The sequence below is a fragment of the Mycobacterium sp. RTGN6 genome (assembly GCF_033804605.1).
In the GTDB taxonomy this organism is placed as follows: domain Bacteria; phylum Actinomycetota; class Actinomycetes; order Mycobacteriales; family Mycobacteriaceae; genus Mycobacterium.
Genome location: NZ_JAPZKZ010000006.1, coordinates 222,743 through 238,225, shown reverse-complemented (window position 1 = coordinate 238,225; position 15,483 = coordinate 222,743). Strand labels below are relative to the sequence as shown.

The following is a 15,483-nucleotide window of genomic DNA, read 5'->3' as shown; positions in this document are numbered from 1 at the left end:
CGAACCGTTCCACATCGACGACATCGCCTCCGTATACCCCAGCGATATCGATGTCGAGGACTCGTGCCGGCGCCCGCAGGTCGCCACGCCCAATCTCATGCACGGTCTGGATCCCGATTCATTTGGCACCCGTACAGCCGCTGAACAAGGCGAACGGCGAACACGACAATCATGAAGGTGGAGTTGGCTTGTCCGGATGTCACGAAGACCGAACTACTGACGACATGAAGATTCGGTACGCCGTGCACTGCGAGATTCTCGTCGACGACGCCGTGCGCGGGATCGTTCGACATCCGTGTGGTGCCCACTTGATGTAACCCGCCGCCGGCGCGCGTCCGCACCGCCGCCGCCAGATCGTCGGCAATGTACTCCAGCCGCCCTAGACCGCTCGCCCGCAAGTATCGATCCCAATGCTGGTGGGCGGCAAGGACACCGTCGACGTCTTCGTCAGTGAACCGAATGTCGATATCGAGTCTCGGCATGCCGAGACCGTCGACATCCGTTGAAAGCTTGATGCAGCTTTCGTAGTGGGGCAGGTGCTCCCCGTGATACTGCATCGGGTAGCGGTTGGCGGTATTCGACACGAAGAAGCCCGGGGGCTTGCGGCCGCGCGCGAACACCCGCTTTGCCCCGAAATCGAAGGCAAACCACAACGTTTCGATCGGATGCCGCAATATGTTCAGAATGTGTGCCCCTACCGGCGATCGATTCGCCGTGCCATAGGGTGTTCCCGGGAACTTGGTACCTGTCAACGAGAGCCGCTGCGCCGGCGGTGCGAGCAGACAGCCAAGTGGCGAGATCAGCATCAGATAGGTCAACGACAGCGACGCGTTCTGGTGCGAAGCATCAGGTATCTCCGGATTGGCGATCCATCCCGATATGTTGGGCAGGTTGTGCTCGATCTGGTAATCCGCGGCGAAGGTAAAGCGTCGTCTGACGTATGAGCCGTCGATGTCGCGTTCGTACGAGTAGATGGTGTCCTGCGCCGGCGTGGACAGCACGAGGTCGGCGATGACTCCCTCGAGGTGCGCCATGTACCAGTGACCAAGATGGCCGGAATGGTCACCCAGGCTGCGGCCTTCCCGACCGGGTGAACACATCAGCAGTCGGGTGCTCTCCAACCCACCTGCCGCGACGATGAAGTCGTCGGCGACGACTGTGAACGACCGCCCGGACAAAGTCCGGCAGTCTATGGAGGCCGCGCGGGTCTGATCGTCATCGAGGTTGATGCGCACGCAGGTCGTATCGGTGACAACGCGCAGGGTGACCGCGCCACGGAGTTGGTCGAAGTACTCCCTTCCGAAATCCGTTGGAAGTGACCACCGTTCGAGCGAGGACGTCTTTACCACTCCGTTCACTAGGCCGGGGATCATCTGCGCCGGCAAGTGCTCCAATTCGTTCACGTCGAACATCGAGCGACCACATTGGAACCACTGGCAGGCGCGTTCGAAGTACAACTGCAGATCGTCGTATTTCACGGGCCAGATGGACTGGGGTGCGATGTCGCGATCGACGAAGTCGATTGGGTCATAGGGAACGCAGCGGCCGCCCCAGATCGACGACGTACCGCCGATCTGACGGCTGACGGCCAGTTCGACCGGTGCGTGCGTGTCCGGGCGTCGTCGGTGGGCCACCGACAACTTCTGGTACCCGGGATTCGGTCTTCTGTTTCCCGTCTCGAGCAGCACCACGTCAACACCCCGATCGGCGGCTTCCAACGCCGAGACGATGCCCGCTGGTCCCGCCCCGATGACAACGAGGCGAGCACTTAGACACGCCCCCTGCGCAATGTCGTTGCCGGAGAGAATCATCGCTCACCGTCGGTACGGCATTCCTGCCGGATCTTGCTCGATACCTCCGCCTCGTTGGGGAGGGGGGCGGTCGCGGCTTGGCAAACCGCCCTGATGTTGACCACCTTTGTCGAAGACATCAGCACCGTGCCGAATCGGTTGTGGGTCACCGCGTCACGCACTAGCAATCTGATTACGGTGCGTTGATCTTCCAGGTCGGCATCAAGCAGTTCACTGCATTGCTGCCGGAAGATGGGCTTGGCCGCGAGCAAGGCCCTTACGCGTGGCAGAGCCAGGGAAAGAAACCCAAAGGTGATGGTGGCCCGGCCCGGTTGCGGCCGAGGTCCACCCCATCCGCCGATGAGGTCGTAGGGAAACTGATGAGCTGTGGCGTGATCGCTCAAGATTGTCCAGCTGGAGTCCATGTGCGCTAGCTCCCCGGCTGGGCCCCACTGTCCGATCAGGCCGCGACACCGTTCCTGTTCCAGGTACTCCACGACGTCGGGGCAGACAACGGGCAGGGCGCCGGCCGGTTCGTGAAGGAAGAAATAGTCGATGCGCTTGACGCGCAATGTCCGCAGGCTAGCGGTGAGCGCCCGTCGGGCACTGGCGACGGAATAGTCGTGGTCACCATAGAGAACGCGTTCCGCGACGCGGCGGACCCGCTCACTGCCGTCACCGCGGTCCAAAGATTGATTGTCCGACAGTTGCAGAGCTCGCCGTATTGGCCCCTGAACCATCCCGGCAAGTCGACCGGCTTGGGTGGGTTTGATGCCAAACTTCGTCGCGACGCTGATGTCTGTCCGGTTCCCGATGAAGTCCGCCAACTCGCGCTCGGCGAGCCCGAGACCATAGATGGGGGCAACATCGAAATGCCGGATTCCGGATTCGTAGGCGGCTTCCAGTGCAGCCCGGCGGTCGCGCCTGCTGGGCAGCCGGTAGACAGTCGCACAGCCAAATCCGAGCGCAGCCTGACATGCAGAGGAACGGGGACCAGACGCGCGAGGCAGGTCGGTTGAGGCCGGTTGACGGTCGTCCAACATTAGCTGCTCCTCGTCTCACCCTTCGCAGGGCGAGCGTGGTGGCGGATGCCCCTTCGCCATGGTTCCAGAAGAGCGATTATCCCCCTCGGCAAAGGGTCATGCATATAGATACAGTGAACTACCTGCATGCGGCAGGCCCACTGCATCGAACTAGTTAATTGCGGTCACCGTGGTGCCTTACCGCGGATATCCGGCGCTTGACATGCCGACGCTTCACCCGCAGTGTTTGTCAGATCGGTAGCTCACGAAAGCAGTACGCGTCGGTGACCGGTGAGACGTCGAAGCCTCACCCGGGCCAGACGCCGCGAGCGCACTGGGCCAGCGGTATGGACCAGCTGTTCGTCGGCCTCAGGTACGTTGCGCTGTTCACAGGCTTGGAAGTGCCCAGTACTTCCGTTGTGAACGAGGCCCTGGCAACGATCGCGGCCGCCGGCCCGCACACACGGGTGGGGGTGGCCCCGCGACCGGGTCGGCGCATTTGGCGTTACGACCCTGACGTAACGGTGCCGGTTCACCAATTGCCCGAAGCAGTGGTGAATGACGGCGATGCGGCCGTGTTGCAACACATCCGGCGGCGGCCGGGATGTCACTCTCCGCTGGAAGTCCATGTCTCACAACGTCACATCGCCTTCGACGTCGATCACCGTCTCGGCGATGGGCGGCTGGCCCTCGAATTGGTTTCGGCACTGTTCACGCATTCCCGTGGTCACGTTGCGCCGTGGGTAGCCAACCGCGACACGTCACTCGCGCTGCCACGGGCTCTCGTGCACACGTTCGCTCATCCGGCCCGCCTTGGGATGTTATGGAGGCACACAACCGGTTTGCGTTCTGCCCGCACCAGCGGTCCGCACGCTGCGCCCGGCGAATCAGTGCCGTGGTCACCGTCGTCCGCGGTCGTCGTCGCGCGCGTGGACGCCGATTCAGAGGCCGCGGTGAACGAGTGGCGTCGGGCGAACGCTGCGACGTCGGGAAGCGCCGCGGTCTGGCTGTACATTGCGCGGCACGCGTTGCGGTCGGCGGGTCTGCGGATGACCGACGGGGTCATGGTGGCGTTCGACAGCCGCCGCTACCTTCCGAAGCGGCGAACGGTCAACAGTAACTTCATTTTCGGGATCGACGTTCCATTGGCGGTCGATGACCGATTGCCCACCGTGGCTGCACGGCTGCGTGAAGTCACCGCTGCGGCGGTGCCGCTGGCGGCCATGGGAGCGGTTTCGGCACGCGCGTTACTCCCGTTCGGACGTCGGCCCGTCGTGCCCTCCAGTTGCTTCGGTGGTGCGCCGGCCGACGTGATGTACACGGACATGGGTGACATCACGGCGATGCTCGATGACATGCCCTGGCGTGGGGACGGCGACCGGTCCGCGACCGGCCTGATTGACCCCGGCGGGCCGAACAGCGTCACGATTCTCAACTCAAGGCTCGGTGCCGTCCGCAGCGTGGCGATGTCCTTCCACGACAATGTGTTCGATCGGCGCGTCATCGAGACGGCCGCGGGGTACCTGGAACACCCGATCGGACTCCTGGACCTGGAATTCCCACCTTCGGCATCGTGAGGCGCTGAGCCTCGCGTCGAGCTCGACAAGGTTTGCCGGTCAGGCATCCGACGACAAGCGCTCAAAAGCAGGATGGGCGATCCATGACGGACCTCGACTCGCCACGGGCCGGTCGACTGGCGAACAGTGTCTCACTTGCTGTTGCAGACCGAGTTCACACCTGATGTGTGCTTAGCCTGGCCTTTCAGCCTGCATTTTCCACCCAAACATGGTTCCACTCTTTTGCTCCGCATTTCGTTGCCAGACTCTGTCCAGCAGTGCTACGGTTTGCAAATCACGGGGGGTGTGACGACAGTCACAGTCGTGTGCATTCGGCGACGTGCGTGTGCCGCGGTGCTGGTTGCCAGCGTTCGGCCTTCGCTAGGGGGAAGGGGTAAGCGTGGTACCCGAATCGGCGTCTCACTGTCGTGCTCCGTGCGCGATTTCATCATCGGCTCGGTCCGTGCGCACCACCCGAGTCGCCCGCCGTTCGTACGTCGATGCATAACCGAGCCAGGCCCGGTTGCCGGCGCCGTCGTCGAGTCCGAGGAGTCTCGGTCCGTTGAGGCACGTTGAGGTGGTTGAGCTTTCGTCCGGCGCCGCCGGTCTTGATGATCGCGAGCGCGAAGTGGCTGATTCGGACACGGTCCGCACGGGCATCCGCATCGGCATTCCCGACGCAATGCTGGTCGTTGCAACGGGGGTGTTTCTCGTAGCCTTGGCCTACGCACGGTCTCGGGAAGACCTGGGTTTCGCCGCGCCATTGTTCTGGGCCGGGCAACTGATCATGTTCGTTTTCGTCTTCTGGCGCGCACTGAATCCCTCGGCTTCGTCTCGCGAGCGGGTAGTCGTGGTGCTTCTGTACGCCAGTACGCAGTCATTCCTTCGGTGGGCGTACAGCCCAGAGATGTTCACGTTTTCCGACGAGCTCCAGCATTGGCGCGCGCTCAATACCCTTCTCACCGCGCAGCATCTCTACCAGACGAACTACAGCCTTCCGGTAAGTCGAGGGTATCCGGGTCTGGAGAATGTCACGGCCGAGCTCATCCAAACGTCGTCCCTGGGCCCGTTTATTTCCGGCATTCTCATCTCGAGCGTGGCACACGTATTGCTCGCCGGTTGCATCCTGCTCCTCCTGCGTGAAGTATCACAATCCCTACGAGTGGCGTGTGTCGGCGCCGTCTTGTATCTGGCGAACCCGCACGCAGCGTATTTCGATACGTCGTTCATCTATCAGACCCTCGCACTGCCATTTCTGGTGCTGGCAATCTATTTTGCGATTCGCTTTGCCAGTAATGAACGGGGTCGCTATCTCAACTTCGGCGGCTGCCTCGCCTGTTTTGCGATCCTGGCTATCACGCACCACGTGACAAGCATCGCCACGATCGGACTGCTGGCCATCCTCGCCCTGGCCACCGCCTTCTTTCGCGCGAGCCGCCACCTCGCATTGCGCCTGGCACTCTGCGCCACGGCAGGGGCAGGTGTCTATCTCTGCTGGGCGTTTTCTGTTGCGCCTTATACCTTTGAGTACTTCAGCATTCACACTGGCTACATCCTCCATGACTTGGCTCACTGGCGGGAAATCAAGCTGACGATCCCGAAATTCCCGCCAGGGACGCCACTATTCGATCGTGTGCTTGCCCCGGTCAGCGTGCTCTTCACCTTGATACTCCTTCGCGTAAGCATTGGAATGAGGAACCGGCCGCCATTGGAGCGATGCTTTTGTTGGTTAGCGCTCGTCAGCTACCTCGGCGCGGTTGCGACGCGGTTCATCATTCAAAACGGGGGCGAGCTGGCCGGCCGTGCGTTCACGTTCACGGCACTCTTTACCGGGCTGGCGATTGCCGTGGTCCTTACAAACCCGGCAACATTCCGGCCGCGCATTGGCAACCTGTCACTCGACCGGCCCGAACGCCGACTCATCGCGGCGACTGTACTGGCGGTCGTCCTTTTCGTAGGTGGAATCGCGACGGGTGTCCCCGCATGGTGGCAGCGGCTTCCTGGGCCGTTCAGGATCGACGGCAACCCAAGTGGAGTAGATACGGTGGGTACGAGTAAAGCCGAGTGGGCTGCAACGCATCTGAAACCTGGAAGTCGTGTCGTCGGCGACCTTACCTCCCTGACTCTCCTGTCAACACTCGCAAGGGTCGACCCGGTCTTCGAAACGGAAGAGCTGTATTACACCGAAAACTTCACGCCCGAAGACGCCGAATTCATTCGGAACCTGTCGGTGATGTATGTCGACGTAGATATGCGGATGTCACAGGCCGCGCCGATGAATTCTGCTTATTTCTGGACAGATACTCACGCCTTTATAGGGCGACCACCCTTGGACGTCGCTGGCCTCGTCAAGTTCGACGACCATCCCGGAATATCCCGTATCTACGACTCGGGTTATGACCACCTATTCGATATGCGAGGCGGTCGGGGGTCACCATATGGCTAGTAGATTTCGCACAATCGACTTGGTCGCATTGGCGGCGCTGGTGTGCTACGGCTTGGCCGTATTGCCCCACGTGCCGGAAGTGGTGGCTCATGTTGCTGGCACGGTGCTCTGTTTTCTCCTAGTGGGAGTCGCGTTGGCGAGCGCGATAATGCCCCGCGATGCCGGCTCCGGCCCTAGGTACGTAGCAATCGTCGCCTGCTCCTTGAGTGTTGGTGTCGTCGGCGGTCTGATCCTCAATCCATTTCGGTCAGGCTTGGTCCAATTCGGCTGGGTCACCTTTGCCCTCGCCGTCACACTCATTTCCTATGGTGTAGCGCGGGTACGCGGCGTAGGCGGTCCGGTCCGGTGGACCCGTCCAACCTTCCAAGCCGCGTCCGCGGCGTCAGTCGTAAAAGTTCTGGCGTCGGTGGCCATTGTGACCGCGGCAATTGTCGTGACTCTCTCCGGCGAGAACGGCCACCAGAAGACCTTCACCGAACTCTGGCTCGTCCCGGACAACCCGGAAAAGTCTCCTTGGCATGCAACGCATGCCCAACTCGGAATCAAGAGCCACGAGTCGACAGCAGAAGACTTCACGATCGTCGTGGAGACGAGTAAGCAGTCGATGACTTTGCGTGTGACATTGGCGCCCAATGAGGTTTGGACTCAGGTCGTCCCGGTGGAAGGCCCCAAGACGACCGCTTCGGTGTATCGCGGGGGCGGAATCACCGACCAGCCGTATCGGACGGTCTGGATTGATTCGGAATGAAGCGAAAAGCGGCGCCGAGCCTACGATCGGGCGGTCACGTTGTCGTCACAATTGCAGCCGCGCTCTACAGCACGACTCTGGTGACTTCGGTGCTTGGATTCGCATTTTGGTTGGTCGCCGCCCGCCTCACCACACCTGAAGTCGTTGGTCGCTCGGCCGCTGTGATCTCTGCGATGCAATTCATCGCCGCTTTCGCCACGCTCGGCCTTCACACGTTGCTGATTGCCGAACTGTCAGGCCGGGACGGTCACGACGTGAGGCGCCTCGTACTGACCAGTCTCGGAATCGCCGGCGCCGTCTCATTCGCCGCCGCTGGGGGATATGCGGTCGTTCACTACCTGGTCGGTGGCACGGAACAGATGTACGGCACCGCGACCGGCGTCGCAGTCTTCGGGATCGGGACCGCTGTCACCACGGTGACGCTCGTTCTGGACGGCGCGCTGGTCGGCATTCAGCAAAGCGGGCGGCAGCTTTCCCGAAATGTAGTCTTCTCGCTCGTCAAATTGCTCGCACTGCCTCTTGCCGCGCTCGCGGTCGGTCTGTCCGCACAAACCATCTTCTTGGTGTGGCTGTTCGGGAACCTCGTTTCCTTGCTCGCGCTGGCGCGGCGGAAGGAGGCGCTGCGCGCGTGGTTGACGACGACGCCATCCCTTCGCGGGTTCGCTCCGATATGGCGCACCGCCGCGGGTCACCACTGGGTCAATGTTTCGACTCAGGCGCCCCGACTGTTATTGCCCATCATGGTCGCTGCCCAGCTGAGCGACGAGGCGAACGCGGGATTCTTTGTAACTCTGCTCCTGATTGGTGTTGTTTGGATTATTCCGATCCATCTCGGCACCGCAATGTTCGCGCTTCACAGCGGGAACCAGCAGCACTTCTCCACTGGTCTGGACACCGCGCTGCGCTACTCGGCGGTGGTATCCATTGCCGCCGCCATCGCGGGTCCTTTCCTCGCAGGTCCGCTGTTGGCGATCTTCGGACCCGGGTATCAAGACGCCCGGTACTGCTTCACCATCCTCGCGATTTGTACGTTCGCTGGTGCGACCAAAGCGATCTACATCTCGGTACGGAGGGCCCAGGGCGCGCTGGGCAGAGCGGCGTTGGCGGCAACTGCAGGCGCGGTCCTCGAACTCACCGCCGCCGAGATCGGGTTGCAGTTGGGCGGCGTCACGGGTGTCGGAATCGGGGTCGGCGCGGCAATCGTGTTGGAAGCGGCGTTCTTCGCGCCAGCCATTCTCAAGGCCAGACGGCAATCTGGTCAGCGAGGAGCTGCTGACCTTGATGTCCCGCTCGTTCATGGGCGGCCATCCAATGCCTGAAAAGACCCAAGAGGGGCGGAGTTTCGGCGCCGATGACGTCGACATCTCGGTGATCCTGGCGTGCTACAGCGAAGAGCGTATGCCCAGCATCAGGGCCGCACTGACGTCGATCCGGAAACAAAGTCTCGAGCCGCGCAAGGTAATCGTCGCTGTTGACAACAACGAATCCTTGGCTCGTCATCTCACCGATGAATTCGATTGGCTCACAGTCGTTCTCCACGAGGGAGCGCGCGGCTCGTCGCCCGCCCGCAACCGTGCGATGGAAGCCGTCGACACGCGCTTCATGGCGATGCTTGACGACGACGAGGTCGCCGACCCCGACTGGCTGCTCGAACTGGCGCGGCCGCTTGTCGACCCCGACGTCGTGGGGACTGGCGGCAGGTACGACCCTGCATGGTCGTCTGCCAAACCGCGATGGTTTCCTGACGAATTCGCATGGGCTGTCGGAGGTTCGTACCTTGGTATGCCCACCGAAGTCTCCGAAGTCCGCAATGTTTGGTCGGGGAACATGGCCGTGCGAACGGCAGCGTTCCGTAACGCGGGCGGATTCAGAGGGGAGTTCAGCAGACGGGGCGCGAGAGTCCGCGGTCCGGATGACACTGAGTTGTGCATCCGGATAGCCGCCGTGAACGGCGGCCGCTGGGTATACGTACCGACCGCGGTCATCAAGCACGAAGTGCCCGCCGACCGCGCGGCATTGCGCTTCTTCGTACTGCGGTGCTACCTGGAGGGCTGCAGTAAGGCGTTGATGCGCAAGGTACTCGGGGGCGCGGCTTCGACGATCAAGCTGGAACGTGACTATATCCGGACCACCGCCAAAACGGCTGTGCGGCGGGTCTTCTCGCCGGATTCGGGCGAGAGCCTCCGAGGTCTGGCCATGCTTTTGGGTATCGCCAGTTCGGGGTTGGGCTACCTGAGAACACGCGCCGAACAACTGTGGGCAAGGACCATCGTGAGCGCGGGCCCCCGGGTCGACGCCGTGGTGCTGTCGCTGGATACGACGGTCGTCTGCGGGACCACGCGCGGTAACCCCGGTGCGCTCTCATGCGGCGGCGAGAACCCGTCAGCGATGCCTGCTGTCTCAGTGATCATTGCTGCGTATGCAGACGATCGCTGGCACGACACCCTCGAGGCCATTACCTCTGCGGTCCGGCAGTCGTATTCTCCGCTCGAAGTGATCTTGGTAATAGACCACAACCCAGCTCTCGCCGAGCGCGCAAGAACCGAACTGGACGGTGTGACAGTCCTGGAAAACACCTGCCAAAAGGGAGCGTCCGGAGCACGAAATACCGGAGTCGAGCACAGCCGCGGCGAAGTCGTCGTATTTCTCGACGACGACGCGGTAGCGACACCCGACTGGTTGCGTTCGCTCTGCCGGCACTTCAGCGAAGCAGAGGTCTTCGGGGTCGGCGGCGGGCTCACACTGGCCTGGCGAGAAGCTCGTCCGCGATGGTGTCCGCACGAGTTCGATTGGGTTCTTGGTGGCTCCTACAAGGGCATGCCGGAAGTCGCTGCTCCGATGAGAAACGTGTGGTCGGGCAACATGGCCATCCGGCGCAGCGTGTTCGATGGCGTCGGTGGCTTCCGTCCGGGATTCGGCAAGCTCGGCCGAGTTTCCCGCCCTGAAGACACGGATTTGTGTCTCCGAGTGCTCAAAACCCTTCCATCCGGATACTGGATGTACGACCCCTCGGCGCAGGTCGCACACAAGGTTCCCGTGGAAAGAAGCACGCTGGTCTTTTTCCTTAGGCGGTGCTGGAACGAGGGCCGAGGCAAAGGTGCATTGGCGAGGCTCATGGGGGCCAATGCAAGCACGTCCTTGGAGCGGCGATATACGACGCGCGTACTTCCTGGCGCCTTTCTTCGCGAGCTGTACCTGGGGATATTGCGGCGTGACGTCGCGAGCCTCGAACGTGGTGGCACAATACTCATCGGATTGACTCTTGCCATTGCGGGATTTTTGACGGAAATGCTTGTGGGAAGCAGGCATTCGAATCCGCTGAGCAGTTCCGAAACGCCAAAGCTAGTGACGGCGGAGGGAGCAGGCGGCGGATTCTTCCCTCCAACATGTGTCGCTGACTGGGACGTTGTGGATCCTGTCCCGGCCCTGCCGATGGCGGAACAACAGGACCGTGGGAGTAGCCGAGTTCATCTGCTTGTTCGCCTGGGAACGGAACCCCTCGGGTGCACTGACTTCGAGATCGAGAACGCGGATTGCTTCGCGGGCCGTGCGGCATCTGCCGCCTGGCGGTCATTCGGCTCCGAGCTGAATGCCCGACTCACCGCGAGCGGCCTGCCGCTCGTCAGCGAGCTACCCGTCGACGGCTTGAACCTCGACCCGAATCGACTGAATTTCGTGGCTGAGCGACAACGGTTGCTGGAAACTGCGCCACCAATCTCGGTGATCGTGTGCACGCGCAACCGTCCAGAGCGCCTCGCTGAGTGCATCCACGGGCTGGCTCACCTCGAGTACCCGCGCTACGAGATCGTCATCGTTGACAATGCGCCGGCTGATCCTGGCGCGGTGCCAGCCGTGTTGGAAACGCTTGAGCTGCCGGTGCCGGTGCGGTATTCGTTGGAACCCCAGGCCGGCCTGTCCAGGGCCCGAAACACCGGGTGGCGGACTGCCGAAGCGGAAATCGTGGCCTTCATCGACGATGACGAGGTGCCGGACAGATACTGGCTCGCCGAAGTTGACAGAGGCTTCTCGGCAACCCCGGAGGTCGGATGCGTCACAGGCATGGTGCTACCTGCCGAGCTGAGAACCAAACCCCAACAATGGTTTGAACAGTTCGGCGGACACGGCACGGGACGCGGGTTCAAGCGAGAGATCTTCGAACCCGGGGACCCCCAGAGTCCCCTCTACCCACTGCCGCCATTCGGCACCGGCGCGAACATGGCCTTCCGGCGTGACGTCCTGGTTGACATCGACGGATTCCACGTTGCTCTTGGCGCGGGTACACCGGCCAAGGCGTCGGAGGACACATTTGCTTTCACGCGCACCCTACTTGCTCAGCACACCATGGTATTTCAGCCGACAGCGCTAACCTGGCACTACCATCGTGAGACGCTCGTCGACTTGGAACAGCAGCTTCGCGCAATCGGCACTGGAACAGTTGCTTACTATGCGGCGCTGATTTCCTACGAACCGAGGCTCGTGTTTTCCCTGTCGCGCCTGATTCCGAGCGCTATCAACGACTTCTACCGAAGAGAATCGGTTCGAAACGCGACGATGCATGACTTCCCCGACAGCCTGCTCCGAACGGAATTGAAAGGCATGCTCGAAGGCGTCCCAGCCTATGTTCGTAGTGTGAGGGCGCGACGGTGAGCATCGCCTCCGTGCCAATTTTGATGTACCACTCGGTCAGCGACACTCCTTCGACCTCGACGCGGGCGCTTTCCGTTGCCCCCACGACGTTCGCGGTGCAGCTGAATTACCTACGGCGGCAGGGATTCACCGGACTGACGTTCGGCGAGCTGTGCAAGCGCCGCCGAGCGGGGCAGCCGTTGCCGCCAAAACCCATCGTGCTGACATTCGACGATGGCTACGCGAACTTCATCGAAGAAGCGTTGCCGATGATGATCGGGCAGGGCTACCCGGCGACGGTGTTCGCCACCACCGGTTGGTTGCACGACGCCGGCCCAATCGCGGCCGGGACGACACCAGATCGCATGCTGTCGTGGCCACAACTCGCTGAGCTGGCAGCCGCTGGAGTCGAGATCGGCGCGCACAGTCACAGCCATCCACAGCTTGACCAGATCTCCCTGCCGAGATTGCGAGCCGAGCTCGCAGACTCGAAGCACATGTTGGAAGACCGCCTCGGCCAGCAGATCGAAAGTCTTGCCTACCCGTACGGATACTCCACTAAGCGCGTCCGAGAAGTTACCCGCGAGGTCGGCTACCTACAGGCTGCCGCCGTCGCGAACGCGTCAGCCGGGCCCAGTTGCGACCCATTTCGCTTGCCGCGCCTGACGATTCGCCGCTCAACTTCGCCGGACGTGTTCGCGCGGATTGTGAACCAACATGGACTGCGGCTTCAGTACGCCAGCGCTCGCACGCTGACCGCGGGATGGGCTGTGGCGCGGCGAACGCGCTCAGCGGCGCGAACTCTTTGGAACAATGCCCCGTGATCATGGTGTGTATCTGAACCAGTCGACGAGCATGGTCGCCGGAAAGCGTGTCGATTCGTCGGGGGGTCCTGCCCAGTCGCCGCCCACTGCAACGTTCAGCAGCGCATACATCGGATTGTCGTTGAACACCCACTGCGCCCCGGGGGGCAGCGACGTCGGGGTGAACTGCTCGAGCGTGGTCCCATCGACGCCGATGGAGATGGAGTCTGGCCGCCACGTCACCCAGTAGGTGTGGAAATCCGTGGTGAGATCGGCAATCGCGCCCTCTGCCCCGACTCCGCTGCCGCCGAGGTAGTCGGAGCGGCCTTGCGGCCCATGCAAAGTCACGTAGTAGGTGGTTCCGGAGTTGACTAGCTCCATGATGTCGATCTCGCCGCACTGGGGCCACGAGACAGTCTCCATGTTCGACCCCAGCATCCAGAACGCCGGCCAGATCCCCTGTCCGGTCGGGAACTTGATCCGCGCTTCGATGGTGCCGTACAGCATGTTGACCTTGCCGCGGGTGACCAACCGGCCCGACGTGTAACCGGTGGGTGTTTGGAGGGCTTGAATGACGAGGTGGCCCAGCCCGTCGAGGCGGATGTTGTCGGTGGACTCGATATACGTCTGAAGTTCCTCGTGGGCCGCACCGGGATGGCCGAGGTCGTAGGTCCAATATTTGCTGCTGGGTGGGGCTCCCGTCGGCCCGTCGAAGTCGTCGAACACCGCGCCGGACGGCGGTGAAGCCGGCTGAGAGGCCGCGTCGGTGATGTTGCTACACGCGGCGACGCAGAGGGCTACGACTGAAATTCGCAACAAGCGGCGGCGGCTGGCCACGCCCTAAGTATAGGGCTGTTGACGAGCGCGAACTGGAGATCGGTTGGGTCGATCCAGGCAAACCGACAGCTTAATTTTCGTCATTCAACGCGATTCTCTCGCTAACAGACTAAAATTTGCCGATGGGGGCAATGATGGAACATCGCGCGGATAGTGGTCTTGTAGATCGCCTCAAGGAGAGACGCTTCGTCGTCAACGTTGCCCACCCCGGACTGTGGTTGCTGCTGGGGCTGGCGGTCGTGCTCCGCATGTGGAAGCTCACCGACAAGAACATGTGGATGGACGAGTCCGTCTCGTGGTGGGAGGCGAAGAGCTCCGTCACGGATCTCGTCGCCCAGACCGCGGCCGACATCCACCCCCCGCTCTACTACCTGCTGCTCAAGGTGTGGATTTGGCTCGTCGGCGATTCGCTGGCCGCAATGCGTATGCTGTCGGTCTTGTGCAGCGTGCTCGCGCTGTATCTGTTGTTCCGGCTGATCGATGGCGCGATGCCGCGCGTCGTGTGCTACGCCGTGATCCTCTGGTGCGCGCTGTCGCCGTATGAGCTGCACTTCGCGCAGGAAGCCCGGATGTATGCGCCAGCGAGCGCAGCCGTGCTCGGGGCGTGCCTAGCCTATCGGCGCTGGCTCGAGTCCGAGGGCACGCGCCGATCGGCGCTCGTGCTCTACGCGATTGCCGCCGCGGCCGCGCTGTACTTGCACTACTTCACAGCTCTGGCTATCGCGGCGATCTGGCTGCACTTTGTGATCGTGGGCGCGCGGACGGCGGGCGCCACCCGGACAGTCACGCCGTGGAAGGCGTGGATCATCGCGAACGCGGGCGTGGCGATCGCCTACGCGCCCTGGATCCCAACCGCCTTCGCGCACCTCACGCACGGGCAGGACTGGCGCCAGCCGGTGCCGCTAGAAGAGCTTCCGGCCTTCGCACTAGATCTGTTTAGCGACTTGGTCTTCGGCTATTACCTGCCGCCTAACGAAGCCGTGGGAGCGTTGCAGTTCGTAGTGATCGGCGGCGTGCTCGCCGTGGGTGGCTGGTGCCTCTTCGAGGCGATCATCCTGCGCAAGTGCGACGAGCGCGATGTGTTCTTCGCATGCGTCGCATACGTGCCGGTCCTGCTTGCACTCTCGCTGCTGCCGCTGTCGGGCTGGATGGATGTGGGGCGGTACGTGCCGTATGCGAGTCCGCTGATCGTGGCCGCGGCCGCCCGCGGATGGAGCGGGACGGGTCTGGCGCCCTCGCGGGTCGCCGGCGTGCTCTGCGCATGCTGCCTCTTACTGCTGCCGTCCGTGCACGCGTATTACGCGTCGTCCCATAAGGACTCCGACGTGCGGCCGATCGTCGCGTACCTGCTCGAGCACGCCCAGCATGCCGGCGGCGCGGCGTCCGATCCGGTCATCGTCGCGCCGGGGTCCTTGGCCACGATCATGGACTTCTACTCGCGATACGCCTTCGAGTACCGGAGGGTGGACGGCGGCGCCGAGCTCGGGTCGGTGGCTCAGGACTCGTCAACTGGGGGGCACGAGGTGTGGCTCGTCGTGGATCACCGCTGGCCGAAATTCGGCGATCTTGATCGGGACGCGCGCCTGCGGCCCGTGGATGTGCCGGGCGGCACACCGGACACGATTCGGCTCCTTCGGCTGGCGCCTCACTAGGAA

At 62.5% G+C, this 15,483-nt stretch carries 10 protein-coding genes; 7 read left to right on the top strand and 3 right to left on the bottom strand.

Features of this window, described 5'->3' with window-relative positions; genetic code table 11:
- Nucleotides 1–95: 95 nt before the first annotated feature.
- The gene (locus tag SLQ33_RS16585) at nt 96–1,811 is read right to left on the bottom strand and encodes a GMC oxidoreductase (RefSeq protein ID WP_319454954.1); all 1,716 of its coding nucleotides are present in this window, start codon (nt 1,809–1,811) and stop codon (nt 96–98) included.
- Nucleotides 1,808–2,833: an aldo/keto reductase gene (locus tag SLQ33_RS16580; RefSeq protein ID WP_319454953.1), complete on the bottom strand. Its 1,026-nt coding sequence runs from the start codon at nt 2,831–2,833 to the stop codon at nt 1,808–1,810. The genes SLQ33_RS16585 and SLQ33_RS16580 overlap by 4 nt, the downstream gene beginning before the upstream one ends.
- 908 nt (nt 2,834–3,741) lie before the next feature.
- Between SLQ33_RS16580 and SLQ33_RS16575 the strand changes: the two genes are divergently transcribed.
- From SLQ33_RS16575 to SLQ33_RS16550, 6 genes are all read left to right on the top strand, one after another.
- Entirely contained in the window at nt 3,742–4,389 is a 648-nt protein-coding gene (locus SLQ33_RS16575) for a hypothetical protein (protein ID WP_319454952.1), read from the top strand.
- 556 nt (nt 4,390–4,945) lie between these two features.
- Nucleotides 4,946–6,814 (top strand): glycosyltransferase, encoded by a 1,869-nt coding sequence (locus tag SLQ33_RS16570; RefSeq protein WP_319454951.1) that lies wholly within the window; start codon nt 4,946–4,948, stop codon nt 6,812–6,814.
- Nucleotides 6,815–6,833: 19 nt separating this feature from the next.
- Nucleotides 6,834–7,562: a hypothetical protein gene (locus SLQ33_RS16565; protein WP_319454950.1), complete on the top strand. Its 729-nt coding sequence runs from the start codon at nt 6,834–6,836 to the stop codon at nt 7,560–7,562.
- Nucleotides 7,559–8,881, top strand: a complete 1,323-nt coding sequence (locus SLQ33_RS16560) for a teichoic acid transporter (protein ID WP_319454949.1) — start codon at nt 7,559–7,561, stop codon at nt 8,879–8,881. The genes SLQ33_RS16565 and SLQ33_RS16560 overlap by 4 nt, the downstream gene beginning before the upstream one ends.
- Nucleotides 8,844–12,209 carry a glycosyltransferase gene (locus SLQ33_RS16555; RefSeq protein ID WP_319454948.1) on the top strand — a complete coding sequence of 1,122 codons (3,366 nt, stop codon included), beginning with the start codon at nt 8,844–8,846 and terminating at the stop codon, nt 12,207–12,209. The genes SLQ33_RS16560 and SLQ33_RS16555 overlap by 38 nt, the downstream gene beginning before the upstream one ends.
- Nucleotides 12,206–13,012 (top strand): polysaccharide deacetylase family protein, encoded by an 807-nt coding sequence (locus SLQ33_RS16550; RefSeq protein ID WP_319454947.1) that lies wholly within the window; start codon nt 12,206–12,208, stop codon nt 13,010–13,012. The genes SLQ33_RS16555 and SLQ33_RS16550 overlap by 4 nt, the downstream gene beginning before the upstream one ends.
- On the opposite strand, the gene SLQ33_RS16545 is transcribed toward SLQ33_RS16550, so the two are convergent.
- Nucleotides 13,013–13,828, bottom strand: coding sequence for a glycoside hydrolase family 16 protein (locus SLQ33_RS16545; RefSeq protein WP_319454946.1), 816 nt, complete (start codon nt 13,826–13,828; stop codon nt 13,013–13,015).
- A gap of 122 nt (nt 13,829–13,950) precedes the next feature.
- Here SLQ33_RS16545 and SLQ33_RS16540 point away from each other — a divergent pair, with 122 nt between their 5' ends.
- On the top strand, nt 13,951–15,480 hold the full coding sequence (locus tag SLQ33_RS16540) for a glycosyltransferase family 39 protein (RefSeq protein WP_319454945.1): 1,530 nt from the start codon (nt 13,951–13,953) through the stop codon (nt 15,478–15,480).
- Nucleotides 15,481–15,483: the final 3 nt, after the last annotated feature.